This is a genomic window from Halobacillus sp. HZG1 (genome assembly GCF_035818575.1).
Lineage (GTDB): Bacteria > Bacillota > Bacilli > Bacillales > Halobacillaceae > Halobacillus > Halobacillus litoralis.
In genome coordinates, this window is the sequence record NZ_JAYLVQ010000022.1 from 56595 (window position 1) to 78639 (window position 22045).

The 22045-nt window shown below is 41.1% G+C and carries 28 protein-coding genes; 3 read left to right on the forward strand and 25 right to left on the reverse strand.

The features are described 5' to 3' along the window. Positions 1-5: 5 nt before the first annotated feature. From mreD to VKA52_RS02670, 5 genes are all read right to left on the reverse strand, one after another. Positions 6-533: a rod shape-determining protein MreD gene (gene mreD / locus VKA52_RS02650; RefSeq protein WP_326314079.1), complete on the reverse strand. Its 528-nt coding sequence runs from the start codon at positions 531-533 to the stop codon at positions 6-8. Further along, positions 530-1381, reverse strand: coding sequence for a rod shape-determining protein MreC (mreC, locus tag VKA52_RS02655; protein WP_326314080.1), 852 nt, complete (start codon positions 1379-1381; stop codon positions 530-532). The genes mreD and mreC overlap by 4 nt, the downstream gene beginning before the upstream one ends. Positions 1382-1422: 41 nt before the next feature. After that, positions 1423-2463 (reverse strand): rod shape-determining protein, encoded by a 1041-nt coding sequence (locus tag VKA52_RS02660; protein ID WP_202412529.1) that lies wholly within the window; start codon positions 2461-2463, stop codon positions 1423-1425. Between the two features lie 368 nt (positions 2464-2831). Continuing rightward, positions 2832-2999, reverse strand: a complete 168-nt coding sequence (locus tag VKA52_RS02665) for a hypothetical protein (protein ID WP_326314081.1) — start codon at positions 2997-2999, stop codon at positions 2832-2834. Continuing rightward, positions 2977-4272 carry a hypothetical protein gene (locus VKA52_RS02670; protein ID WP_326314082.1) on the reverse strand — a complete coding sequence of 432 codons (1296 nt, stop codon included), beginning with the start codon at positions 4270-4272 and terminating at the stop codon, positions 2977-2979. The genes VKA52_RS02665 and VKA52_RS02670 overlap by 23 nt, the downstream gene beginning before the upstream one ends. A 229-nt stretch (positions 4273-4501) precedes the next feature. On the opposite strand from VKA52_RS02670, the gene VKA52_RS02675 reads away from it, so the two are divergent. Next, complete coding sequence (locus VKA52_RS02675; RefSeq protein ID WP_326314083.1) at positions 4502-4639, forward strand: hypothetical protein; 138 nt, start codon at positions 4502-4504, stop codon at positions 4637-4639. 144 nt (positions 4640-4783) lie between these two features. Here VKA52_RS02675 and VKA52_RS02680 read toward each other — a convergent pair whose 3' ends face one another. The 9 genes from VKA52_RS02680 to VKA52_RS20760 all read right to left on the reverse strand — a co-directional run bounded on the left by VKA52_RS02680 (position 4784) and on the right by VKA52_RS20760 (position 11878). Then, a complete protein-coding gene (locus VKA52_RS02680; protein ID WP_326314084.1) occupies positions 4784-5923 on the reverse strand; it encodes an N-acetylmuramoyl-L-alanine amidase in 1140 nt (379 codons plus the stop codon). Positions 5924-5984: 61 nt separating this feature from the next. Then, positions 5985-6431, reverse strand: coding sequence for a phage holin family protein (locus VKA52_RS02685; RefSeq protein ID WP_326314085.1), 447 nt, complete (start codon positions 6429-6431; stop codon positions 5985-5987). A 181-nt stretch (positions 6432-6612) separates the two neighbouring features. Continuing rightward, a complete protein-coding gene (locus VKA52_RS02690; RefSeq protein ID WP_326314086.1) occupies positions 6613-6807 on the reverse strand; it encodes a hypothetical protein in 195 nt (64 codons plus the stop codon). Further along, positions 6789-8084: a hypothetical protein gene (locus tag VKA52_RS02695; protein ID WP_326314087.1), complete on the reverse strand. Its 1296-nt coding sequence runs from the start codon at positions 8082-8084 to the stop codon at positions 6789-6791. Before VKA52_RS02695 ends, VKA52_RS02690 begins: the two co-directional genes overlap by 19 nt. Next, positions 8047-8667: a phage tail protein gene (locus tag VKA52_RS02700; RefSeq protein WP_326314088.1), complete on the reverse strand. Its 621-nt coding sequence runs from the start codon at positions 8665-8667 to the stop codon at positions 8047-8049. The genes VKA52_RS02695 and VKA52_RS02700 overlap by 38 nt, the downstream gene beginning before the upstream one ends. A 57-nt stretch (positions 8668-8724) precedes the next feature. Further along, positions 8725-9033 (reverse strand): hypothetical protein, encoded by a 309-nt coding sequence (locus VKA52_RS02705; protein WP_326314089.1) that lies wholly within the window; start codon positions 9031-9033, stop codon positions 8725-8727. A gap of 143 nt (positions 9034-9176) precedes the next feature. Continuing rightward, complete coding sequence (locus VKA52_RS02710; protein WP_326314090.1) at positions 9177-9491, reverse strand: hypothetical protein; 315 nt, start codon at positions 9489-9491, stop codon at positions 9177-9179. A gap of 92 nt (positions 9492-9583) precedes the next feature. Further along, positions 9584-11704, reverse strand: coding sequence for a hypothetical protein (locus tag VKA52_RS02715; protein ID WP_326314091.1), 2121 nt, complete (start codon positions 11702-11704; stop codon positions 9584-9586). An 18-nt stretch (positions 11705-11722) separates the two neighbouring features. Then, a complete protein-coding gene (locus VKA52_RS20760; protein ID WP_442788817.1) occupies positions 11723-11878 on the reverse strand; it encodes an SHOCT domain-containing protein in 156 nt (51 codons plus the stop codon). A 112-nt stretch (positions 11879-11990) separates the two neighbouring features. Between VKA52_RS20760 and VKA52_RS02720 the strand changes: the two genes are divergently transcribed. Next, positions 11991-12341: a DUF4429 domain-containing protein gene (locus VKA52_RS02720; RefSeq protein WP_326314093.1), complete on the forward strand. Its 351-nt coding sequence runs from the start codon at positions 11991-11993 to the stop codon at positions 12339-12341. Between the two features lie 20 nt (positions 12342-12361). Beyond that, positions 12362-12556: a tyrosine-type recombinase/integrase gene (locus tag VKA52_RS02725; protein ID WP_442788818.1), complete on the forward strand. Its 195-nt coding sequence runs from the start codon at positions 12362-12364 to the stop codon at positions 12554-12556. On the opposite strand, the gene VKA52_RS02730 is transcribed toward VKA52_RS02725, so the two are convergent. From VKA52_RS02730 to VKA52_RS02780, 11 genes are all read right to left on the reverse strand, one after another. Continuing rightward, positions 12553-13266 (reverse strand): exosporium glycoprotein BclB-related protein, encoded by a 714-nt coding sequence (locus tag VKA52_RS02730; protein WP_326314094.1) that lies wholly within the window; start codon positions 13264-13266, stop codon positions 12553-12555. The genes VKA52_RS02725 and VKA52_RS02730 overlap by 4 nt on opposite strands. A 317-nt stretch (positions 13267-13583) precedes the next feature. Continuing rightward, positions 13584-14255 carry a RadC family protein gene (gene radC / locus VKA52_RS02735; protein ID WP_160915604.1) on the reverse strand — a complete coding sequence of 224 codons (672 nt, stop codon included), beginning with the start codon at positions 14253-14255 and terminating at the stop codon, positions 13584-13586. A 60-nt stretch (positions 14256-14315) separates the two neighbouring features. Next, on the reverse strand, positions 14316-14906 hold the full coding sequence (locus VKA52_RS02740) for a Maf family protein (protein WP_326314096.1): 591 nt from the start codon (positions 14904-14906) through the stop codon (positions 14316-14318). A gap of 138 nt (positions 14907-15044) precedes the next feature. Beyond that, complete coding sequence (locus VKA52_RS02745) at positions 15045-15857, reverse strand: SPOR domain-containing protein (protein WP_326314097.1); 813 nt, start codon at positions 15855-15857, stop codon at positions 15045-15047. Between the two features lie 93 nt (positions 15858-15950). Further along, a complete protein-coding gene (locus VKA52_RS02750) occupies positions 15951-16805 on the reverse strand; it encodes a hypothetical protein (protein ID WP_326314098.1) in 855 nt (284 codons plus the stop codon). Further along, a complete protein-coding gene (locus VKA52_RS02755) occupies positions 16802-17380 on the reverse strand; it encodes a PilN domain-containing protein (RefSeq protein ID WP_326314099.1) in 579 nt (192 codons plus the stop codon). Before VKA52_RS02755 ends, VKA52_RS02750 begins: the two co-directional genes overlap by 4 nt. Before the next feature lie 24 nt (positions 17381-17404). Beyond that, positions 17405-18370 (reverse strand): type IV pilus biogenesis protein PilM, encoded by a 966-nt coding sequence (gene pilM / locus VKA52_RS02760; RefSeq protein ID WP_326314100.1) that lies wholly within the window; start codon positions 18368-18370, stop codon positions 17405-17407. Continuing rightward, a complete protein-coding gene (locus VKA52_RS02765; protein ID WP_326314101.1) occupies positions 18354-19142 on the reverse strand; it encodes a prepilin peptidase in 789 nt (262 codons plus the stop codon). The genes pilM and VKA52_RS02765 overlap by 17 nt, the downstream gene beginning before the upstream one ends. A gap of 56 nt (positions 19143-19198) precedes the next feature. After that, positions 19199-19645, reverse strand: a complete 447-nt coding sequence (locus VKA52_RS02770; RefSeq protein ID WP_326314102.1) for a type II secretion system protein — start codon at positions 19643-19645, stop codon at positions 19199-19201. Positions 19646-19783: 138 nt separating this feature from the next. Continuing rightward, complete coding sequence (locus VKA52_RS02775) at positions 19784-20992, reverse strand: type II secretion system F family protein (protein ID WP_326314103.1); 1209 nt, start codon at positions 20990-20992, stop codon at positions 19784-19786. A gap of 1 nt (position 20993) precedes the next feature. Further along, a complete protein-coding gene (locus VKA52_RS02780) occupies positions 20994-22034 on the reverse strand; it encodes a type IV pilus twitching motility protein PilT (protein WP_326314104.1) in 1041 nt (346 codons plus the stop codon). Positions 22035-22045 lie beyond the last annotated feature (11 nt).

Genomic DNA, 22045 nt, shown 5'->3' on the forward strand with positions numbered 1-22045 from the left:
TCAGACTAGATATTGCTCGCTTCTTCACCCCAGGCATACACTTTTTCCTTCACGAGTGGATATAAGAGAATGAAGAAGATCATATTCGCCGCCAGGGTCGGCAGCAGCCTCAATAGAGCGTAATCTCCCCAAGTCATGGATGTAATTTGTACGAATGAATAAATGATATACAACATCGTATCAGCTAAAGCCACACCAATAACCGCCAATAAGGACGCCGCAAAAAAATTGGAATGCAGCCATTTGTTTAAACCATGCACCGTATAAATAATCAGGGTATATGTAATCATATATACCCCGAGCACGCCTGTGTAGACAACATCGATCAATAATCCGAAAGCAAGGCCATAACAGACAGCATTGTACGTATCATCCTTGTCATAGAAAATGGCAATGATTAAAAGGAAGATCAATATCCAATGAGGGGTCATAAGCAAATCAGAGTAAACAAGATTAGCCGGCAGCATACTCATGGCCATCCCCTGCATGATCAAGAAAAACAAACATAGGAGTGCAATGAAGTATCGACTCATGATGCTTCTTCCTCCTGTTCAGCTTCAGGATCCACTGTTTCTGCTGTACGATCGACAACCATCACATGATTGATATCAAACAAATCGGCAAACGGTTCTACATAGGCGGTTTGTGTCAGCCCAAATTGATCATTGACGACTTCTTCAACAGTTCCGATTCTCAAGTTACTCGGGAAAACCCCTCCTAAGCCAGATGAAATGACAGTATCTCCCGGCTTGAGCTCTTCGTCCAACTTGATTTCTTCTAGTAATAAGCGCCCGGTTTCATCGTCATAGCCTTCAATCAGACCGAAGGCTTCATCCTGGTCCTCACGAACGACCCAAGCAGAAATTTTGTTGGAACGATCGAACCCACTTAATAGTTGAACCCTTGAATGAAAGGCACCTACTGACTTAATTTTCCCAATCAGACCATCACTGGTCATGACGGCCATATCTTTTTCAACGCCGTGTTCTTCCCCTTTATTGATCGTCATCTGCTCAAACCAACGGTCTGAACTTCTTGCTATAACTGTTGCCTGAACAGGGGAATAATCACTCAAACTATCGGACTTATCCAACGTTTGCTGGAGTTCGCCAATTTCACTGCGAAGTCTTTGGTTTTCCTGAATGACACCCTTGTATTCAGAAAGCCTCGCTTTCAATACTTCGTTCTGTTCATAAACACCGAACATGTCTTGAATATTTTCATAGGTATTGTCCACAAGACTGACCGGTTTATGGAAGACAGTTTGCATCCAACCGATCGAATCCTGCAGGAATTTTTCAGGTGTGCTTAACGAATCACGGTCACGGATTGAAAAGCCGATTAATGCTACGAGTACGATAAATCCTACTAATACAATCATCAGTCTTTTTCTACGAAATAGCGAAGGCATAACGAGCTAAACTACTCCATTTTCGCCCGGCTTGCTACATTCGGCTGAGAACGGAAATGATGGATATACTCCAAAGACTTTCCTGTTCCAACCGCCACACAATCCAGAGGATTATCGGCAATAAATACGGGCATGTTTGTTTCTTCGCTGATGACTGTATCGATATTCCTTAGCAAGGCTCCTCCCCCGGTAAGGACAATCCCGCGTTCCATGATATCCGCCGCAAGTTCAGGGGGTGTTTTTTCCAAGGTGTTTTTGACCGTTTCAATAATTGAATCAATCGTATCTTTCATAGCACTTACAATTTCGTCACTTTGAATCGTAATGGTTTTCGGCAAACCACTGAGCAAATCTCGTCCCCTGATGTCCATTTCGTCAACTTCAGTGACTTCTCCTGCTCCACCTAATTCCATCTTCACTTCTTCAGCCGTACGCTCACCAATCATCAAGTTGTATTTTTTGCGTACATGTTGAATGATGTTGTCATCCATCTCATCCCCTGCAACGCGAATGGACTGACTTGTAACGATTCCACCAAGAGAGATGATGGCGACTTCTGTTGTTCCTCCACCAATATCAACGACCATGCTTCCCGTTGGTTCCCATACAGGAAGTCCTGCACCGATGGCAGCCGCAAATGGTTCTGCAATCGGATAGGCTTCTTTTGCTCCCGCCTGTTTCGTTGCATCAATGACCGCACGCTCTTCCACCATCGTAATGCCAGAGGGTACACAGACCATGACATTTGGTTTACTTGCAAAAGAGGAACGCGTTTTTAACGCTTTTTTTATATAATATTTCATCATTTGAGCTGTTGTATCGTAATCAGCAATCACGCCATCCTTCATCGGTCGGATAACATTTATGTAACCTGGCGTTCGCCCGATCATGTTCCGCGCATCATTTCCGACAGCTTCAATGTCACCTGTTTGTGTATTTTTGGCAACAACAGAAGGCTCTCGCACAATGACCCCTTTACCTTTCAAAAAGACAAGTGTATTGGCAGTGCCCAAATCAATTCCTAAATCTTGAGAGAATCCAAAAATCCCCAATAATATCTTCCTTTCTAGAACCCGTTTTCCTATCAACGGGGGTTAGGCATCTATATAGAATCATGATTAGAAGAAGCGCCTATTTATAAGGAAATCCTATAAATGGCGCTTTTTCTTTTTCATCTATTCAATTATACGAAAAATCCACAAAAATAGATAGTGTTACAAATATCATATGGTCAACTTTTTACAACCACGTACAGCTTTTTCAAGGAGATTTTTAAGAGTTAAGGACCTAATTCACCGAACATGCTTTCGTTTACTTCCTGATTTCATTTACGTTTTGTGAGGGTGTTGTGAGTTTTTTGCCAGCCACTATTCATAATCACCTTGTTAAATCAATAAAAAAAGAGCCGATAGTTGGCCCTTTAATTACTATCCTTAGATTTATTTAATCCTTCGACAACTCTTTTATAAAGCTCAGTTTCTTCTTCTTTTTCTTTTTCCTTTAAATCAAACCACAATTTTTCTTCAGGGGTTAAATTAAAAAATTTCTCTTTAGAACCACTTTCCTCACTCATCATAGGTATCATCATTTGCACCACTCCTTAGATAATTTTGAAAGAATCCATAATTTAAATCAGGAGAAAAATAATGCTTCCTTTTTATCCAAATAAACCCATCACCTTTTGTAATGACCGCAACATCAATGGGTCCCCCCACTGTCTCAGTGTCAATGGAAATTCTTCTCTTAAATGAAGTTAAGTTCACTAATGCTTCAGCCATTTCAGCAATTTCTTCTTTTGGGAGAAAGTCAACTATTTCAACTACCGGTGATGAATAATTTTTATTCTGAAACGAGGATATTTCTTGAAAAACTTGTTGTTTTATTTCATTTCCCAGATTATTTAATTCAGAAACTTTTTCCTCTGGCAACTGTATGCTAGTGTGATCTGTGATTATTTTATCCAAGTTAGTAAAGATATTATCCAAAAGATTCTGTATGTTGTTTTGGAGCATCGGATCCATACCATTCATAAACGAGTAAACCATTTCCATTTGTGCAAATGGAATTACGGCTGAAGAAGGTTTGTCATCGTCTAATGAAATTTCACATTCATTATTGTTTGAATATTTCAATTTTCCCAAAATGAAACCATCTGTTTTTATTTCATAAATACAAGGGAATAATTCGTCTTCACCATATCCAGAAACGACTACTCCAGTTGATCCATTAGTGAAGTAATCCCTCCGAACACCTTCAAAAGCTAATTCTTTTAGTAAGCCTTCTGTATCGCCGTCAATTTCAAAGAGAACTTTATCCTGTATCACATGACTAATTACACCTTGGTGAATATTAAGAAAGTCACTTTGTTCAATATCTAATATTATCTGGTGATTGGCCTTGAAATCTTCTAGAAACGAACCAAGCCTTTCGTTTAAATGGCCTTTAACTTCCTCTTCAGAAAGTCGAGTTCCCACCTTTAGTGCTTCCTCCACTATAGTCTGAACATCGTTTACTACGATATTCAAAATTTCTGAGAACGTTCGACGTACAACAGCTTTTTCAGGGTTTAAATTCTTAAGTCGTTCATCTTTTAATATGTATTCAATAAACTCTGTTTTATATGTCTTTAAGTTCTCGAATTTCCTCTGCCCAAGATGATTTCTAAACGACTTAATAATTGTTTCCCATGGCACTTCCATAAAACTCGCTCCACCGTATATCATTATTCCGACAGGATGAAATTTCGATAAAGAGAAGAGCTTGTTTGCGGAATTATATACTTTTCTAGCTCCAATTGTTACAGCGCTATCCGCTGCTAGTGCCACTCCAGCTCTATTAAGAATACTTACCTCTGCAGTCATGATAATCCCTCCTTTAATAGTATTATTTCTACAGTAACCCTTATTTTCCCTTCTGATTACTTGATTTTCTCTGCTATCAGATTCAAAGCTCTATTCATTCTTATCCACCGCAAACGCGCATGGTTCGTTCTTCCGTTTTCACAATGTAAAGAAAGTAAATTTTTAAATATTAAGAGGAAATTTATAAAAATATGTCAAATAAAGATAGATGCTAAAAGGAGGTTCATTTATGGATGATACTACTACAAAGAAATTAGAAGCCTGGGCTAAAATTATGCAAAAGCACTATAAAGAAATCGATGGGGAGTGGGGGCTTAAAGATTTAAATGAAGGGTTAGAGCTTCACACTCTTGAGGGTGGCGATTAAATTCATTAAAGCCATGATTCAAAAATAAAAAAAGGCCCACCTCGGAGAAAGGTGGGACCTGCTCTGTAAGAACATTGTTCGTGATATTTTTTTACTACAGAGCGACTACATAGTATCATCACTCTTATATGGCTGGCAAACGATTTACAAAAGCTTGAAGTGCTTGTATAGGTTACTAGCCGTTTCTTCTGCAGTAGCCCCAGAGAGATCTACAACTTTTCCCTTCCCAAGTTTCAGCCCGTTTCTTCCTCCTCCCACAATAAAAATGTTATCTGTAGCGTTCACTTCTTCACGCTCAGCATTGTATCTAAACTTCAGAGCACCACCATTACGCTTTAAGGCTTTTTCAACGGCAGCTACATCTTTAAAACTGTTCACAATAAAGATGTTCTTTTCCATGATCAATTCCTCCCTCAGTTTTTCTTCATAAGCTGCGACAGCATCATCCATGGCCGCCTTAGTATTCGGACCATATATGCCATCCTGCTTCAACTTTTGGTCTTTTTGAAATTGCTTAAGTGCTTTTTCAGTAGCCGGTCCAAAAGATCCATCGGCTCCGTATCCTCCTAGATCATATCCTAGAAAAAGCAGGTCTTCCTGAAGCTGCTTCACTTGGGCACCAGAGTCACCTCTCTCCAAATACCCCTTATCCCAAAGAGAGTCCGTACCTTTATATGAAACACCGAAATATTCACAAATCCCTTGTGCATGCTCAATGGCTACTTCCTTTTGGAAGTCCTCATTCAGCATCATTAGAGCTTCAGATCGGTTATCCATAAAGCCATTCTCTGTCAGAATTGCTGGCATATTGGTCTCGCGCAGAACATGGAAGTTGTCCTCCTTGTAGCCTCGCCAGTTTTGTCTGGTTCCTCGTTGTAGGTATTTACCTACTGATCGAGCCAACTTTCCAGAGTTGTACTTCATATTTCCAGGAAACACATGGACACTTATACCACTAGCATTTGAGTAGTCAAAATCAAAGCTCATAGCATTGTAGTGAACTGATACATAGATATCTGCCCTGTAATTATTTGCTGCATTTGTACGATAGGTCAGCGGTGTGTCTACATCTGTAGGTGCAACCAATAAAACTCTAAAACCATGCACTAACAAAATGTCGGAAAGAAAAGCGACTACTTTACGGTTAAACTCATTTTCTCGTATGGACCTTCCAAGTTCCGGGATATAAGGTGTCCTTTTACCTGGTGTCTGCATACCATGTCCATCATCCAACGCCACCAGTTTTCCGTTCCAGTTACTCTTTGGCTTTAATAATTTGGCCATACTTTTGTCCCCTTTCAGACGGTATACTTTATGTCGGATTTCGTCAGTTGGTGAGGCTGTCTTACGCCCCTTTTTGCTTGTGAGAATTATCCTTAAAAGCCTCAATTGCTCTCTTCAGTGGCGTAGGGACGGGCATCCCCATTTTTCCTAGATTCTCGGTGATGCTGATAAACTCATTGACCAAGTAATAAATAATAGTCGCTGCCATTACACTTACCTGAAACTCCCCAATGGCCAGTGGCTCCCCTATCTGTTCCACATAAACCTTGTCGATGACATGAGCGATAGCAACCATACCAAACACCATGATTTTCTTTGGGATTCCCCAGAATCCAACGCGAGCATTTAGTTTCCCTTCATAACCTGCCGCAATCACTCCCGTCACGTAATCAAATGTGACAAAGAAAATAAGCGCCCCCAAGAGGACGCTCCATTCACCAAATAAATAAGAGAATACTACTGAAACTCCTAGCGTTAAAGCCTTTGCTGAGTTGATAATCATGTCCATTATTAGCCCCCTAGTGTAAATGTTTTGTAAATAACTACAAGAAGCAGTGGTAATAATTAACTACTTCCTGCATAATCAATTTAGCTCAGCCCCATATGGAGGTTGGAACCTCTTCTCGTATCTGAGCCTTTAAGGAGTGACCTACCTAAGTCACTCCTTTTTTTCGCCATAAAAAATACGCCTACAAGGCGCTCCCCTTCAAAACAAGTGACGGTTTAAATCCATTTAAGCTGACTTTATACTCATTTAGATGCATGGCCACCTCCTCGTTGACCAAGAAAAAGTAATCATATTGATCTTCAGCAATTATGTTCCTACCACTGTATTCCACTAATATATTTCCTTGTTCGTCAACATTCACAAACACTTGCCACATGTTATCCCTCCAACCATGCTTTTACTAAACGGCCTCGCGCTGTCCCCAGGTTGAGTATTTAGGCGGAAGTAGATTCCCCTTTGGCTTCCATCGGGAACACCTAAATCTATGGTCAAGGTAACCGAATTTTCTCTAGCTGTAGTTTCATCTGTTCCATAGCGGGTTGTTTGCGCTAAAAGGGCGCCCCCATTACCAATTTCCCACAATGAAATTCTTGCACCAGCAGCATTGTCGCAATAAAGTACGACTCTGAATTTCGCATATCTTGATTGGTGTTTGAAGAAAAAAGCGTCACAGTCTTGTGGAGTGTCCCTTGTTGTTGTGTAGTAGTAGCTTTCAATTCCAACATTTCCACTGGTAAAAGAAGGAGAAGTCGGCTGTAAGGCAAATTCATTTTCCAGAATACCATCATTAATCACTGTGTATCCGTCTGGTCTAGTGATTTTTATAGCCCCGTGTTTTATATCTAAAAGGCCTGGAGATAAGTCCACTCTTCGCTGTGGATCTACTGCATCAATAGCACTTAATGCATTTCCATCCCAATAGAAAAGGTTGTCTTCACCTATGATTTGAATGTTGTTTGTTTTTATCTGACCAGCTGTAAGTAGGTTCGTGTTGATTCCAAGGTAAGTAATGGCTTCTTCAAAAGAGTTTCCTCCATCGATGCTTATTCCCAAACCGGCAGAATTGAAGATGACTGTTCGATTAGGATTTGTAGGGTCTCTTGCAATTACACCTTGACCAAACTCCAGCTCCGTTTGTGCGGATTGTAATGCTTTCGTCGCTCTTTGGACAGCAGCATCCAGCGCATTATAAGGTAGCTGTTTACGCCCAGAAAGAATATCTTCAACATTACTAATGGTGGATCGCATACTGGATTGATGTCGCTTCGATAAAGAAGAAGAACCCATCGTGATTTTCAAATCTATGATGTTTCCTCTCCAATCTTTCGTGACTGCCATAGCCTGGACCCGTACTTCCTCCTTCAAGTTAATTCTCTCATCTATTAAAAATACCCTATCGCCCAACATCGGTTGAGCAAGAGGGTATCCTTGTCTTCTTAAATCATTAACGTCAGATGATACACTTATTTTCAAGCTGTTATCGACCAACTCTTTAAGTGCTGCATCCATCGTTGATTCCCGAGTAACTCTTCCATCATAAATGGGAGGTGCATGACGTTCTCCAATAATATCTGCCAAAGGAGAACGGTACTCTCTGGTTAAAGCAGCATTAGCTTCACCACCTTTCCTCGTAGTCACCATATCCTCTGGCATAGGTGTAAAGGTTTGAGGCATCTATCTCCTTTGAAACGTTGGAAGCATTGAGCTTATAGCGAAACATAAAGGAAGTGTCTCGGCCGATTTGCCTCTCCAAGTATATGGTATCGCCTTGGATTCTGAACTCGGCTTTGTATCTAGTAAGGCCGTCCTTAAACATTTCAAGCCTGGTGGATCCTTTACCAAGTCCTTCCCATTGGATAGCAGTAAACGAATCAACTATTACTACTTCATATCCTGTTCCAGAGAAAACGACCTCGAAGAATTCTTGGACTGTCATATGCTCGTTGTATTCTTCATAGATTCGCAGCCGTTCAAATGTGTCGAAGAACAAGGGGATCGCTTTTATTTGAACTTTAGGAGAGTCGCCTTTGCCCTGGGGCTTAGCATAGATGATTTTGTATGGGACATCGTCATGATCGACCACTTCCCACATCTCGGTTAAATTATTGATGAATTCCCTGTTAACCTTATTAGGAAAAACTGTACATGAAAACTCCTGATTTCCGTTTTTCTCCGCAGACACTGTTGTGGTGGCTTGGAATGCGAATTCATTCCCCTCGAGATCTCTTACATACATAAACTCATCTCCAATAAAAAAGAGTCCCTTCATAGGACTCTTAAAAAATAGTGCCTCTTATATATCTTTCTGCTTAATCTGATCAATAGTGGTATTTAAATTACCACTATTCACATCATATGATGTCAAAATATAACGTTTCGGTTCTTTTCCTTCTCTATGTTCAGCAATTAAAACTGCTGTATCATATAGCCAAGGATAAAGATTGTCCGAGTCGATACCACTTCTTTGATCCGCCAAAGCTGATTCACTAATCACTAACTCTAAAACAGTAAGGTTATCCTTGAGTAACCTTATTCCTTTTGCATCCCCAGCCTCGGCCGGAGAAAGTTCAATAGCATTAAAGATTCCTTGGTTAATTTCCAACCCCTCCTTAGAGAAAGTAAACAATTTCAAAACTAGAAGATAGCTCCTAGTTCCGATGTTAATGTCACATATTCCCTTCAATATCTCTTACCTAACATAAATATATCCATAATAAAAAAGGAGCCTATACAGGGCTCCTTCTCTTATTTGGATGTGTCTTTTAGCTCCCACCAAGACTCGAGTAACCCTTTTGATGCTAACAAAACGGCTGATAAAGCATACAGCGCGTAGTTATAATAACTGATTTGTGCAAGGATACCTTCAACGACTTCTTCTTCACTTTGAACATCGCTTACCACTGCTTCCATCCCAGTCCACAATATTGACGCTACCAATGCTATATGACCCAACAATTGCATAATTAACGCGCCTTTTCTATGCACTCCAAAACCGATTATTACGAATGAGAGTCCTATCGCTAATAAGACCACCACTGCAAAGAACACACTGACTTCCATGTCAATTCCCCCTATTGATTAAGTAATTCTGTATCAATATAACAAAAAGGAAATTAGAAATGGGATTTAATTTCATTTATTTTTCATCTTAATCAAATTTCTACTAATTTTATTTGAGGAACTCCATCACTAGCGGTAATTTTATACTTATACACTTTACCGTTGGAGTCATCTTCAATAACATAACGGCTGTCATAATACATGAAGTCTAAAGTTCCACCAGCTGCATTTTCCACTTCGAGCTCGTACCACACTAAATCGCTATTCTTCAGAGCAGTCGAAGTAAATCCATTCTTATCAGGATTCAGTGTGCAAGAATCGGTTACGTTCGTTTCAGCTCCTGTTTCCCTGTCAATCTTCTCCACTTTGATGATGGATGAGAACGTGCCCTCTTCCGTGATACCATTTTCATATTCTCCCAGTTTTCCTAGTTGTTGGGAATATTTAATGTGAGTATGACTCGCCATTGGTGACCCGTATACATCCACAACATCCAACGTTTCAGGTTCTTTATGGATGTAAGAAATTTTATAAGGGTTATCAACAAAGTATTGTTTAATTCCTGCACTTGTAGCTATGTCGTAACCTGTTGCATCTTCATATGAAATAGTAATAGCTAGTTGACCCATTCCGTTAATGTTTGATGAGTCGGGCATTGTCCAACCATTACCTCCACTTGTTGAACCATAAGACAAAATTTTACCATTATATTTTTCAACTAACGGGTAATGGTTTTCTAAGACGTTATCTGAAGCACCATCTTGGAGAACTAATGCGAATCCGTCCTTTTCTTGGTAAGGAGACCACTCTAGTTTTCCTAAATCAATTTTCTCCACTACTTTTCTCAACTTCCATTGTCCCTGATCTTGATACAACGTATCTTTCACATCACCGATAGCACCAAGTTTCGCTTGTGCGTAAAGGTGGGATGGGTTGTAGGGTGTGAATGGTTTGGGTTGTGAACCTAAGTTGAGCATAGGGTTTTTATAAATAAGTGTTGCCCCTGATTGAGCAGAAACCCCGTAAACAAGAATTTCTAGGAATCTAGTATCTTCAGTAGTCGTAACGGTTTGAGTAAGTTCTAGTCCTGAATCTAAAACTGAAATAATCGATTTATTACCATCAAGGGCTTTTATCTGATAATATCCATTTATTTCCTCGAAAGATAAAGTGTATTCCTTATTAGGTGATACAGGTACTATAACATTGTTTATTTGATTACCATCTGAACCCGTATAATCCATTTCTAACTCATAAGGAGATTTAATTGAGGATTCCGAGTGTAGAGAAAACCACTCATAGAAAGGTGGTAACAAATTCTTCCCTTCCACCGTCAACATCGGATTCTGCACATGTTGCATCCCTGTGACAGAAGGATAACGTTTCATAACTTCCTGTTCGTCCCAATCCACAAGAATCTGATCGTATTCCGATTGTGTGACTTGATAAAGTGGGACGTTCGGATGGATCAGATCGGCATCGGGTTTTAATTCGATTTCTAGTTCTACATAATCCGTTACAATACTTGATGGTACGGTTCCGTCAGATGCTTCTGTGTATGCAAGAAAATGAGTAAACCCATTTGAATCTATTTTAGCTAATAAATCTGCCCCAAAAGATAACGTTGTTATACTACTATTGGAATGTGTTCTGATTTTTCCACCGTATTTACTTGAGTACCATTCACTTGTATCTGTATACCAAAAATCCAAATGTGCGTTATTCCCAATAGGTGAACTTCCTTTTCCACTCCATGTAAACCTCATATTGACATTATCTTTACACCATTGAACCTTATCACTTGCAGGGATTTCCCCTAACTTGCGTTCGATTTCAGCAACAACGTTGAAGGAAAAGAGCTGTTGAGGGATTAGTCCGTTTTCTGTTCTATTGACATTTCTTACAACGCCATCTAAACTTTTCACCTCATTTAAATCAACGTTTGTAGCTTCATATCTATTTGCATCAGGTGAAGCTAACTCAACATTACCGTCTGCCTTGAAAATATGCGGATTCTCCACCGTACTTCCTGCCACTTTCCCTTCAAAGTTTGCGGTACGTTTGAAAATCGGGCGTTGAATCAGATTTGCGGTTGATTTCAATGTTACTTCCAATTCCACATAATCTGTTTCAATAGTGGATGAGGTTACACCATCGGATGCTTCTGCGTAAACTAAGAAGTGAACGAAACCGTTTGAATCAATAGTGCCCATGTTGGTTACACCTCTTGTCTAATTGTTTAGTATCTTTTCTTTCTCTGTCTGAAATTCTTCATCGGTTATGATACCTTTTTCTTTTAGCTTCCCTATTTTTTCAAGCTGCTCGTATTTATCGACTGAGCTTTCAGGATGTGGTGTAGGCTCCGAAAATTCCTCTTGTGCTGGTATGAATAGGGAAAAGAACTTCCTAAGTCAAAAGAAGAAGATATAAGAAGACTAAGGAAAATGTGGGAGATCATTAAAGAGGACGAAAATAAATAAGTATGAAGGTGGGACTGGAGTGGAAGTTTTCGAATTTAAACACGGCGGAAAAACTACAGTTTCAATTGATAAAGAATATTTATATTTAGACAGGAAGGGTATGATGAATTCTGCATCTGGCCTCAGGGGAGAAAAAGCTATACGACTTAACTCCATTTCTAGTGTCCAATTAAAGAAGCCCGGAATAAGAGCTGGTTATATTCAGTTTGGTTTATTTGAAGGGAATAGAAAAGTCGGTGTTCATAAGGCATCCAATGACGAAAATTCCGTTTTATTTTCCAAAAAGGAAATGAATAAAGCTTTGGAGATAAAAGATATTATAGAAAAGCGCCTAAGTGAAAGAACCGGCTGCTCAAATTCACAGATATAAAGAAACGAGCTACTCCCCACATTTTCAGACACACACATGTAAGTATGTTGGCTGAAGCAAAAGTGGACTTGGCAACAATAATGAAGAGGGTTGGCCATGAGGACACTACAACTACTATGAAGATTTATACTCATGTTACAAATAAAATGAAAAAAGATGCTCCTGTACAAATCTCTAATTTGTACGGAAACATCTTAGGAAAAATCACTCTTTAATTAATTGTTACACCAGCACTTGCGTAACCTGCAACTGTTCCTACTAGGGTTATTCCCTCTACAGTGGCAGAGAATACCATTAGGAGTCTATCCCCTTGTGATACTGGGACAGTTAGGTTAGACAAGGAACCTCGTGCAATATCTCCTAAAGTAATAGGAGCCGTTATTGTCGGTGACAGCGAGACTAGTGTATCAGGAATAGGCGTGAAAATATTAGTGGAAGGGTCCTCAGATACATACATCTGAGCTTGTATTGTAGTATCTCCAACTAAAGTTACAGAGGCAGTAGCACTAAAATAGGCAGCAATGGAAGTAATAGTACCATCTCTTGGAGCTGAAAAAGCAAAGTTTAGAAGTGTACCTCCTGCACCAGTCAAATCGATTTGACCACTCCCGAGTAAAGTCACACCTGTAACACTACTTCCAAATCCAACTAAACTAGTTGTACCAACCAAGCCACCAGCTACAGTAGTCATTACTACAGGAAGACCAGAAGCATAAGGAATAATTGAACCTGTTCCAGGTAACCCTGTTTCTCCAGCGGGACCCGTTGGACCCGCGGGGCCTTCTGGACCTACAGGACCTGCAGGACCTGCGGGACCTGCGGGACCTACAGGACCTGCGGGGCCTTCTGGACCCTCCGGACCTGTAGGTCCAGTTCTAGACGTGCAACAAGTAGTAGGACGTATTTGAGCTCTATCCCCTACCAACCTAACATCGCGAGCTTGACTTGCTCTAAACTTTTTATCACTCATTTTTTAATCCCCTTCTTTTACAGATGATATATACTATTCCATTTACATGATTGAGATTGGACAAAACCAAAATATAGTTAGTTACCTATTATTACTCAAAAAGTAAATCATATTTCTTGTTGAAAGAATGAGGACTATTATTCACTGACCTATTAAGCTATTTAGCTATTTTTAAATAAGTTGTGAGGTTTTTGTGAGGTTTCATGTAATTATTGTGTAGAAAAGATAAAAATATTCCTAGTTAGAGGGCTCCTGATCATAATTAGATAGTATTACAAATAGCCTTTTTCTTTAAGACTAATGAATTTACGATCACCGATGACAAGATGGTCCAGTAATTCGATGCCAATCATCTTCCCGCATTCTTTCAACCTGCGTGTGACTTGAATATCTTCTTGGGATGGAGTGGGGTCCCCGGAAGGATGGTTATGGGCGCAAATGATAGAGGCGGCAGACCTCTTTACCGCTTCTTTGAACACCTCTCTCGGGTGGACAATCGAAGCATTCAAGCTGCCGATAAAGATGGTTTGTCTATGAAGGACCTGGTTCTTCGTATTCAAAAACAAACAGATGAAGTGCTCCTGCTTTAAATCTCTCATTTCTTCCATGATAAAGTCCGCCCCATCTTCCGGACTTCTGATCATATAGCGTTCCACAGGTTTCATCTTCTGCATCCGTTTGCCTAATTCGATCGCTGCCAGGAGCAGAACGGCTTTAGCCGCTCCGATCCCACGGATGGCTGTAAGCTCTTCAATGGTTGCATCCTTAAGAAGCATGATCCCTTCAAAATGGACAAGGAGCCGATTGGAGAGCTCCATCACGGACTCGCGTTTCGTTCCGCTTCCTAGCAATATGGCAAACAATTCCTGATTTGATAGATGGGAAGCTCCGAGCTCAATCAAGCGCTCTCTCGGCCGGTCCTCCCTCGGAACATCTTTGATCATTATACTCGTCTGGGTCAATGATTCGCATCCTTTCCTTCTATGTCCCCATGAAAGAAGGAATCAACCAGGGAAGATGCCTAACCTCTTAAGTTCCCGTGCGACTCGTGACAGTGGAAGACCCACGACACTGTAATAGTCTCCATGGATTTTTTCAACGAACAAGGATCCTTTCCCCTGGATGCCGTAACCTCCGGCCTTATCCCAGGCCTCTCCCGTCTCGATATAAGCATCGATCTCCTCTTCTGACAACTTGTAAAAGGTGACTTCTGTTTTAACATGGAACATATCCACCGTCCGGTTTGCCTTTAGGCAAACCCCTGTATAAACCTCGTGGGTCGTATCACTTAAAGAACTTAAATACTTCCTTGCTTCCTGCTCACTTTTCGGTTTCCCAAGGATTTCGCCATTGTTAACTACAACAGTATCCGAAGTAAGAAGCACTTCACTTTCCTCGACCTCTACGTTTTCAGCCTTCATCCTAGCTAAATGGAGGACAGCTTCTTCGGGGGACATCCCTTCCTCAATCACCTCATCAGCGTTGGATGGACGGATATCAAACTCATACCCGGCAAGCTCAAGCAGTTCCTTTCTTCTTGGAGACTGTGATCCTAAAACTAAGCGCATCATTCCAATATCATCCTTTCTAAACATGGGGCTCTTCCTATAGTACAAGATTTTTAATGAACCGAGGATTATAGAAAACATCATTTTCTATAAGAAAAAGATATAAAAAAAGAGCTTTCAATTAAGAAAACTCTCTTTTTCATAGAATATCACGTGCTGTTTTCCTTATTCTAATGACTGAGCAACTTTTAACCAATTGATATTCGTATCATCCTGGGATTCCCATTCCTTTAAAGCTTGTCCAAGTAATGTACTCTCGCCGACTTCATCCATAAGCTTTTTTCTTTCCTTCTCAGACAACCCTGTCATTTCATGTGTTTCAATGGCTGTGGTCAACTCTGTGGGGATTTCTTTATCAATCGTTACAACAAAAGGCTTCACATAAGTATCTATGCTTTTTCCGGCAAGACGCCCAGCAATCTGATCCGCTTCCTGTTTATTCGGAGCACTCCCAACAAACAAGAAATATTGACCATCCCTTTGCCAGACCATCGAGGGCACAAGCAGAGCCGTTAATTTGCTCTGCCACTCATCAGCCTTCCCCTCTGTTGAAAAGGCACCCGCTTGAACGATATACGTCTCAAACGTTTGTGTAGGACCACTCGGGAGTTCCGAAACCGCCTCTTGCTGGGAAGTGACCACTTCCGTGTTTGGATTCGCTTCCCCAGACGCAGGTACGGCTTCCGATCCTGTCGTGGATGAATCCGTTAAAGATACAAACATACGAAGAAGCAGGAACCCTAGACCAAGACTGACAAAAAGGGCAGTCAGAGCTGTAGTGATCAACGGCCTGACTGGAGTTTGAGAAAAGCGTTTCTTTTTAAAAGGAATGTGATACACCCGGGTAGCGGGACGTTCATCTTCCTTATCTTCCTCTACGGCAGCGGCTTGCTCCTTTTGTGTCCGAACAACTTCATTTTTCGTTTCCTGCTGATGTTCGTTTCGAAATGAAATGGAGATCTTATTTTTGGAATCCATGGTTTGATCACTCCTGCAAGGTTTGTTCCAACCCTATCACAGCAGTTTTAAAAAGGACGCTGAAATTTGTCAGTAGCCCTTCGACAATTTTGGCTACAACTGACTCTCAGCTTCTGAATCAGATGTTTCTTCCTCTTCTTCCTCTACAAAGTCCCGCTGTTCTTCAACCGGTGTCTCTTCTTCCTCTGTATTTTTAGACACAGATGGACTCATGTTTTCCCATTGTTCCACAGCAAAAGGATCTACCTTATTCGGACTCCCCCCATAATGGTATTGGGGTGCTTCATTAGCGAGTTCGGCATATAATGGCTGATAATAGCTATTCATGACGATGGAATAGCCAAGTTCATTCTCATTTTCAGGAGTGTCAAACTGCACCGACTCAATCTGTACTACTCGTGATAAAGATTGAATCTCTTTCATAAAACCGAGCATTTCATCATAGTTTTCGGACGTCACATCGACTGTGAACTGAAGGGTATGAAGCCCTTCAATCAGTTGCTCCGCCTCATCGTCTATGGGCTTATCAACCTCTGTATCTAAACCTTCTGCCTCCTCGTTATTTCCACCTTTATCTACGAACTCATCTTCTGGTTCTTTTATCGTTAGAGATGACTCTGAATCAGCAATACTAATACTGTTGATCAAGCTTGTTGAAGCATTCTCTGCCCGGTCAAGACCGATCAACAATTGGTCGATGAGAGGAACGACTGGTAATTGTTGCTGAATCGTTCGTGAAGTGAGGATTTGTTCTCTTTTACTTTCTTCCTTGTTACTCTCTATGGCAGAAAGAATTTTTTGTTCCTGCGCTAAACTGTCTTCCTGCTCTGCCACCTGCTCCTTGTAGGGAGTCAGAAAAACTCTTTGACCGAGTATGTAAAACGCAATGACAAGAAAAAAACCTGCCATGATGATCCATAAAATCCGGCGATTCCATTCAATTTTCATTGGATAGACACCCCCTCAGCTGCAAGCGTCCCTTCTTCGAGAACAATATAATAACTGGCAACATACCGTGGTTGATAATCATACAGGTCCTCTGTATCGTCCACCACATCTGTTTCCACACCTGCTAATTCAACATCAGAGATGAACGATTGTTGAAGGAGTGTATGGGTATATTTCGCCACATCCTGAATTGTGTCAAACCTTACATTCACGTTAACTTCCGAAGCACTGGTTAAAGCAAAGGATTCAAAAAAACCTCGCTCAGGAAGCAGCGATACAAGTCCTTCCACAACAGGAACCGTAGGCACAATCGTGCTTTTCAGCTCCTGGAGAGAACTTTTCAACTGTTCCCTTTCCGTCCCGTCACCTTCAGATGGGCCGGCCAAGTTTTCCTGTTCCCTCTGCACCTGCAAAATCTGTTCATCCAATCTAGAAGATTCATTAACCAAAGTTGTCTTTTGTGCATGGAACACGATAGCCATAATGAATAAAAGGAGAGCGAAGAAAGCGACAGCTATGTATGGCAGAATATTTCTCTTTTCTTTTTGTTCCAATAAATTAATTTCCACTATCATTTTCTCATCCCCTGCCTTTGTCCTTTATGGCTTAATCGCTAAACCAATGGCATCCATATATTCAGCACTGGAAGTTTGGTTTGATTCCAGGAAAACGTCTGCATCCTTCAAAGCAGCGACCTGTATCCCTTTTTCTTCAAGCAAATCCTTTACCCGTTCATTCTCCGGCCAATCTCCTGTTAGAAGGACCTTAGAAACCGAGGCTTCCCCATTCATCACAGAGAATCGATAAAAGTCCATAATTCTTTCCACTTCGTTTATCTGATCGTAAGTAAATTCAGTTGGACCTTCATCATTTCCCTGCCAAAGATAGTGACCGTTTTCCCTTTTCCATAATGTCATGGTAAGCGGACTTCTAGTGTGGTTGATAAATGCTGGTACATGTTCGTTAAAGACCGTCAGCACACACCCATCCAAATTCCAGTCAATCAATAGTAAGTGTTCTCCTTCTGAGGTCAATTCCAAATACTCATACAAACGATAAATAGACAGGGCACTAATATCAGCCGCTTTCGTTTTAAGCTTGGCACCATTGAACACCTGATCCAGCATTCGAATCTGCTCTTCCGGAAAAGAGAACAGAAGCAGCTTTTTATACTCCCCCTTTTCACCAAGGACACTATAATCAAAGGCAGGGTCATCGAAAGGGAGATGGAGGGTTTCCCCCAATTGCATATATAAATACCCTTTGATTTCATCGTCCTTCAGATGAACCGGTACATCATAAGGACGGACAACAACCGAGTGATCCGGCACCGTAAAATAAAGTGTTTTTTTGCTCCAGCCCTTATTCTCAACGAAGTTGTCAACGATTCTAGTAAGCTCACCGACATCTTTTACTTTCCCGTCCTCCATCACGTGAGGAGGAAGAACAATTTCACCCATATCATCCATTTCACCCGCATGGCCGGACTTCGAATACACATAGCGAATGCAATGATTTTTGATTACAAAATTCACTCGACCACTGGTATTAAAAAAACGAAACAATGGTCTCCCCTCCTCCTAAGAAAAACGTTTCAAAATAAAATTGCAGCAAATTAAATCCAAAAAGGTAACTGATGACCGCAGCCAGCACAATCGAAGGGCCGAAAGGAAAGGGATCTTTCCTCCCTATCACTTTGAAGCTCAACAATGTCAAGCTGACAACCGTACCAATTAACGTGGCTAAAAATAAAGTTAGCAACGTTAACTTTAAACCCAAAAGGATCCCTAACGTTCCCAAAAGTTTCATATCTCCCGCTCCCATACCACCTTTACTAAGGACTATAATCACAAAGATGATCCCAAAGCCGGCTAGAGCGCCATATACGGAGTCATACCATGGCTGCAACGGCTGGAGTGTTCGGAAGATGATAAAGCTTGGGCCGAAGAATAACAAAAGTTTGTTTGGTATAAGCATATAGTTGATGTCACTCACTGTTACTATAACCGCTAAAGAGATCAATAGAATTGAGCCTGCAAATTCCAATGATAAACCCAGGTTTATGTATGCTAATAAAAACAGGAAGCCCGTAATCAGCTCAGTGAGTGGGTATGTAATTGAGATGGAATGCTGACAATGTCTACATTTACCTTTGGATATGAGGTAAGAGAATAGAGGGATCAGATCTCTTGGTTGTAAAGGAGTGGTACAGTGTGGGCAAGCAGAGCGCGAGGTTGTGAATGGGATGTTTTTTGGTAAGCGTAGACCAACAACATTATAAAAGGAGCCAAGGATACTCCCTAATGAAAATATATAAAAAGAAATGATTATGTTCATATTTTACTCCTGCTTATATTGGGGCTGTTTCTGTATTAACTAACAGCCCCTTCATATTACTGACTATTTAGTTCTTCTTTTGTCAAACCACTTACATAATTTGTTCCATCTGTTCCACCAGTCCCAAGTGTAACGGTATAACTTACTTGATCATTAACTCCCTCTTCTTCAGAAGTTACTTCTTCCACTGCTACTTGGGCTGTTCCATAAACACCATCAGCTTCAGGGTCTTGAGGAACTGCATCTAAGTACCCGAGGTCAACTAAAGTAACCGCTGTAACTGTTTCTCCAACTTCAACCTCGCCACTTACATGAGCTAGCCTCGCTGACTCAAGTAGGGATAATGCATTTGCATCATGAGCATCTTCTTCTGTATTACCAATAATACTTCCTATCGCAGGAACAGCAATAGCAGCAATTATCCCCAAAATAACGATAACAGCCAAAAGCTCAATCAACGTGAAACCTTTCTCATTCTTCAACATTTCTCTTAACTTCTTCATTTTCCCTCTCCTTTTTGTAGTACTTTCGATTTTCTGCTAATGGATATGTGATACTTTTTTCACTAGCAAAAGGTCCTATGTTCATTATAAAGGATACTTAGTGATCAAACTAGTATTTTTGCACATTCTTACAAATTCTTAATTAATGGTATCGAAGATCGAAAACATCGGTACCGCGATTGCCGCTACAATCCCTCCGACCACAAGTGCGAGGACTAAGATCATTAGTGGCTCAATCAGCGTCTTTAATCGATCCGTAGTATATTCGAGCTCTGATTCATAGAATTCAGCTACTTTTGAAAGCATGTAATCAAGCGATCCGGTTTCCTCACCTACAGCCATCATTTGGATGACCAGGGGCGGGAAAATGGCGTATTGCCGCAATGGATCGGAAAGGTTGTTTCCTTTTTCCAGCGATTGATAGCTATTCATGATTGCTCGTTCGACCACTTTATTTTCTACGACGTTTTGTGTCACTTGCAGGGACTTTAAGATAGGGACGGAGCTGTTCATCAACGAACTCAATGTACTTGTCATTCGAACTAGAGCGGCTTTTTGAATCAACGGACCGAAAACAGGAATTTTAAGCTTCATAACATCAACGGTATACTGCAGCTTTGGATTTCTGTCTACGACCAGTTTAAAAGTGATCATGAAAAGCGCAGGTAGAAGGATGACCACATACCAGAAGCTCTGGAAAAACTGGCTCATGCCAAATGTGAGCTGAGTAATCCAGGGCAGCTCTCCTCCCATCGTATCGAACATGCCTGCAAACCTTGGTACAACGAAGGTTAATAGAAAAATTACAATCCCAATCGCTATTAGACCGACCACAAGCGGGTAGGTTAGAGCAGATATGATTTTCTGCCTTGTGTCGTATTGTTTTTCGTAATAAACAGCTAAACGTTCCAGGATATCATCAAGATTCCCACCAACTTCACCCGCCCGTACCATATTGATGAATAAGTTTGAAAAGATTTTCGAATGAGCTCCTGCTGCGTCAGAAAAAGAACGTCCACTCTCTAATTGCTCACTAATATCATAGAGCGCTTCACTTAACGCCCGGCTATTGGATTGTTTTGCAAGAATTTTAGTCGATTCAAGCAAGGAAATTCCGGCTCTCATGAGCGTTGAAAACTGCCTTAGATAAATGACAAAATCCTTAGACTTTACCGGACTGCCTATTTGGATGTCCTTTAGAAAGATACTATCGATTTCTTTAATTTCCGAGATCGTCATGCCACGGTCTTTTAATGACATGACGGCTTCTTTCCTGGAATTTGCACGCAGCCTTCCCTTTTGTGCTTTGCCAAGCAGACTGCGCCCTTGATAGGAATAGTAAGGCATGCTATAAGCCCCCTTCTCTTAAATATGGAGCCGCATCCCGTTCATCAATGACTTTCTCTTTCAGCAATTCCTGGATTGACATCGCCAAGGTTTGCATTTGCTGTGCCCGGGATGTCTGCATGACATTTTCAATTTGATGAATCTTTTCATTTCGAATCAAATTTTTGACCGCAGGTGTATTTAACAGAATCTCAACCGCAGCCCGTCTCCCTTTTTTATCCAACCGGCGGAATAAGCGCTGAGAAACGATCGCCTGCAGAACATTTGCGAGCTGTACCCTCACCTGGCCCTGCTGGTTTGGTGGAAAAACATCAATGATTCGATCGATGGTGTCCGGAGCATTGGTCGTATGTAAGGTGCCGAATACAAGATGACCGGTCTCTGCAGCCGTCAGGGCAGTTGAAATCGTCTCAAAATCCCTCAGTTCTCCAACCAGAATGACATCAGGGTCCTGACGTAAACAAGAGCGTAAACCATTGGCAAAATTCCTCGTATCAAACCCGACTTCACGCTGATCCACAATGCAGTTTTTATGATTATGGGTGTACTCAATCGGGTCTTCCAGGGTAATGATGTGCTTGCGGGCGGATTGGTTTATATAATCAACCATGGAAGCGAGTGTTGTAGACTTCCCTGATCCTGTAGGCCCTGTAACAAGTACAAGCCCCTGCGCATAGCTGCTTATTTTTTTCAACACTTGAGGCATGTGCAGATCTTCGATCGTAGGAATCTCCCGTGGTACAATCCTGACAGCCATCGAGAGACAGTTTCTTTGATAGTAAATATTGATACGAAACCTCGAAACTCCCGCAATCCCGTAGGATACATCCACTTCACGGTTGCTGATCAACTGTTTATGTAAATCCTCAGATAAGATCGCCTCCGCCATCCCGTTTGTATCTGCCGGTTTCAGCGGATTTTTTCCGTACTTCCTTAACTGACCATGTATTCTAAAAATTGGAGGCACCCCGACGGTTAAATGAATATCAGAGGCTTCATATTCGTTGGCAACCGTCAGGAGCTGATCAAATGTTTCTTTCATGTCTTACCACC

What these genes read in the sequence shown, in the direction of transcription:
- VKA52_RS02765 (WP_326314101.1), bottom strand. Translation starts at nt 19,142, where the DNA reads ATGAACATAATCATTTCTTTTTATATATTTTCATTAGGGAGTATCCTT.
- VKA52_RS02710 (WP_326314090.1), bottom strand. Translation starts at nt 9,491, where the DNA reads ATGGAAGTCAGTGTGTTCTTTGCAGTGGTGGTCTTATTAGCGATAGGA.
- VKA52_RS02675 (WP_326314083.1), top strand. Translation starts at nt 4,502, where the DNA reads ATGGATGATACTACTACAAAGAAATTAGAAGCCTGGGCTAAAATTATG.
- VKA52_RS02700 (WP_326314088.1), bottom strand. Translation starts at nt 8,667, where the DNA reads ATGTATGTAAGAGATCTCGAGGGGAATGAATTCGCATTCCAAGCCACC.
- VKA52_RS02695 (WP_326314087.1), bottom strand. Translation starts at nt 8,084, where the DNA reads ATGCCAGAGGATATGGTGACTACGAGGAAAGGTGGTGAAGCTAATGCT.
- VKA52_RS02715 (WP_326314091.1), bottom strand. Translation starts at nt 11,704, where the DNA reads ATGGGCACTATTGATTCAAACGGTTTCGTTCACTTCTTAGTTTACGCA.
- VKA52_RS02780 (WP_326314104.1), bottom strand. Translation starts at nt 22,034, where the DNA reads ATGAAAGAAACATTTGATCAGCTCCTGACGGTTGCCAACGAATATGAA.
- VKA52_RS02740 (WP_326314096.1), bottom strand. Translation starts at nt 14,906, where the DNA reads ATGTTTAGAAAGGATGATATTGGAATGATGCGCTTAGTTTTAGGATCA.
- VKA52_RS02690 (WP_326314086.1), bottom strand. Translation starts at nt 6,807, where the DNA reads ATGTGGCAAGTGTTTGTGAATGTTGACGAACAAGGAAATATATTAGTG.
- VKA52_RS02670 (WP_326314082.1), bottom strand. Translation starts at nt 4,272, where the DNA reads ATGACTGCAGAGGTAAGTATTCTTAATAGAGCTGGAGTGGCACTAGCA.
- radC (WP_160915604.1), bottom strand. Translation starts at nt 14,255, where the DNA reads ATGATCAAAGATGTTCCGAGGGAGGACCGGCCGAGAGAGCGCTTGATT.
- VKA52_RS02775 (WP_326314103.1), bottom strand. Translation starts at nt 20,992, where the DNA reads ATGCCTTACTATTCCTATCAAGGGCGCAGTCTGCTTGGCAAAGCACAA.
- VKA52_RS02770 (WP_326314102.1), bottom strand. Translation starts at nt 19,645, where the DNA reads ATGAAGAAGTTAAGAGAAATGTTGAAGAATGAGAAAGGTTTCACGTTG.
- mreC (WP_326314080.1), bottom strand. Translation starts at nt 1,381, where the DNA reads ATGATTGTATTAGTAGGATTTATCGTACTCGTAGCATTAATCGGCTTT.
- VKA52_RS02685 (WP_326314085.1), bottom strand. Translation starts at nt 6,431, where the DNA reads ATGGACATGATTATCAACTCAGCAAAGGCTTTAACGCTAGGAGTTTCA.
- VKA52_RS02680 (WP_326314084.1), bottom strand. Translation starts at nt 5,923, where the DNA reads ATGGCCAAATTATTAAAGCCAAAGAGTAACTGGAACGGAAAACTGGTG.
- VKA52_RS02750 (WP_326314098.1), bottom strand. Translation starts at nt 16,805, where the DNA reads ATGAAAATTGAATGGAATCGCCGGATTTTATGGATCATCATGGCAGGT.
- VKA52_RS02745 (WP_326314097.1), bottom strand. Translation starts at nt 15,857, where the DNA reads ATGGATTCCAAAAATAAGATCTCCATTTCATTTCGAAACGAACATCAG.
- VKA52_RS02755 (WP_326314099.1), bottom strand. Translation starts at nt 17,380, where the DNA reads ATGATAGTGGAAATTAATTTATTGGAACAAAAAGAAAAGAGAAATATT.
- VKA52_RS02665 (WP_326314081.1), bottom strand. Translation starts at nt 2,999, where the DNA reads ATGATGATACCTATGATGAGTGAGGAAAGTGGTTCTAAAGAGAAATTT.
- mreD (WP_326314079.1), bottom strand. Translation starts at nt 533, where the DNA reads ATGAGTCGATACTTCATTGCACTCCTATGTTTGTTTTTCTTGATCATG.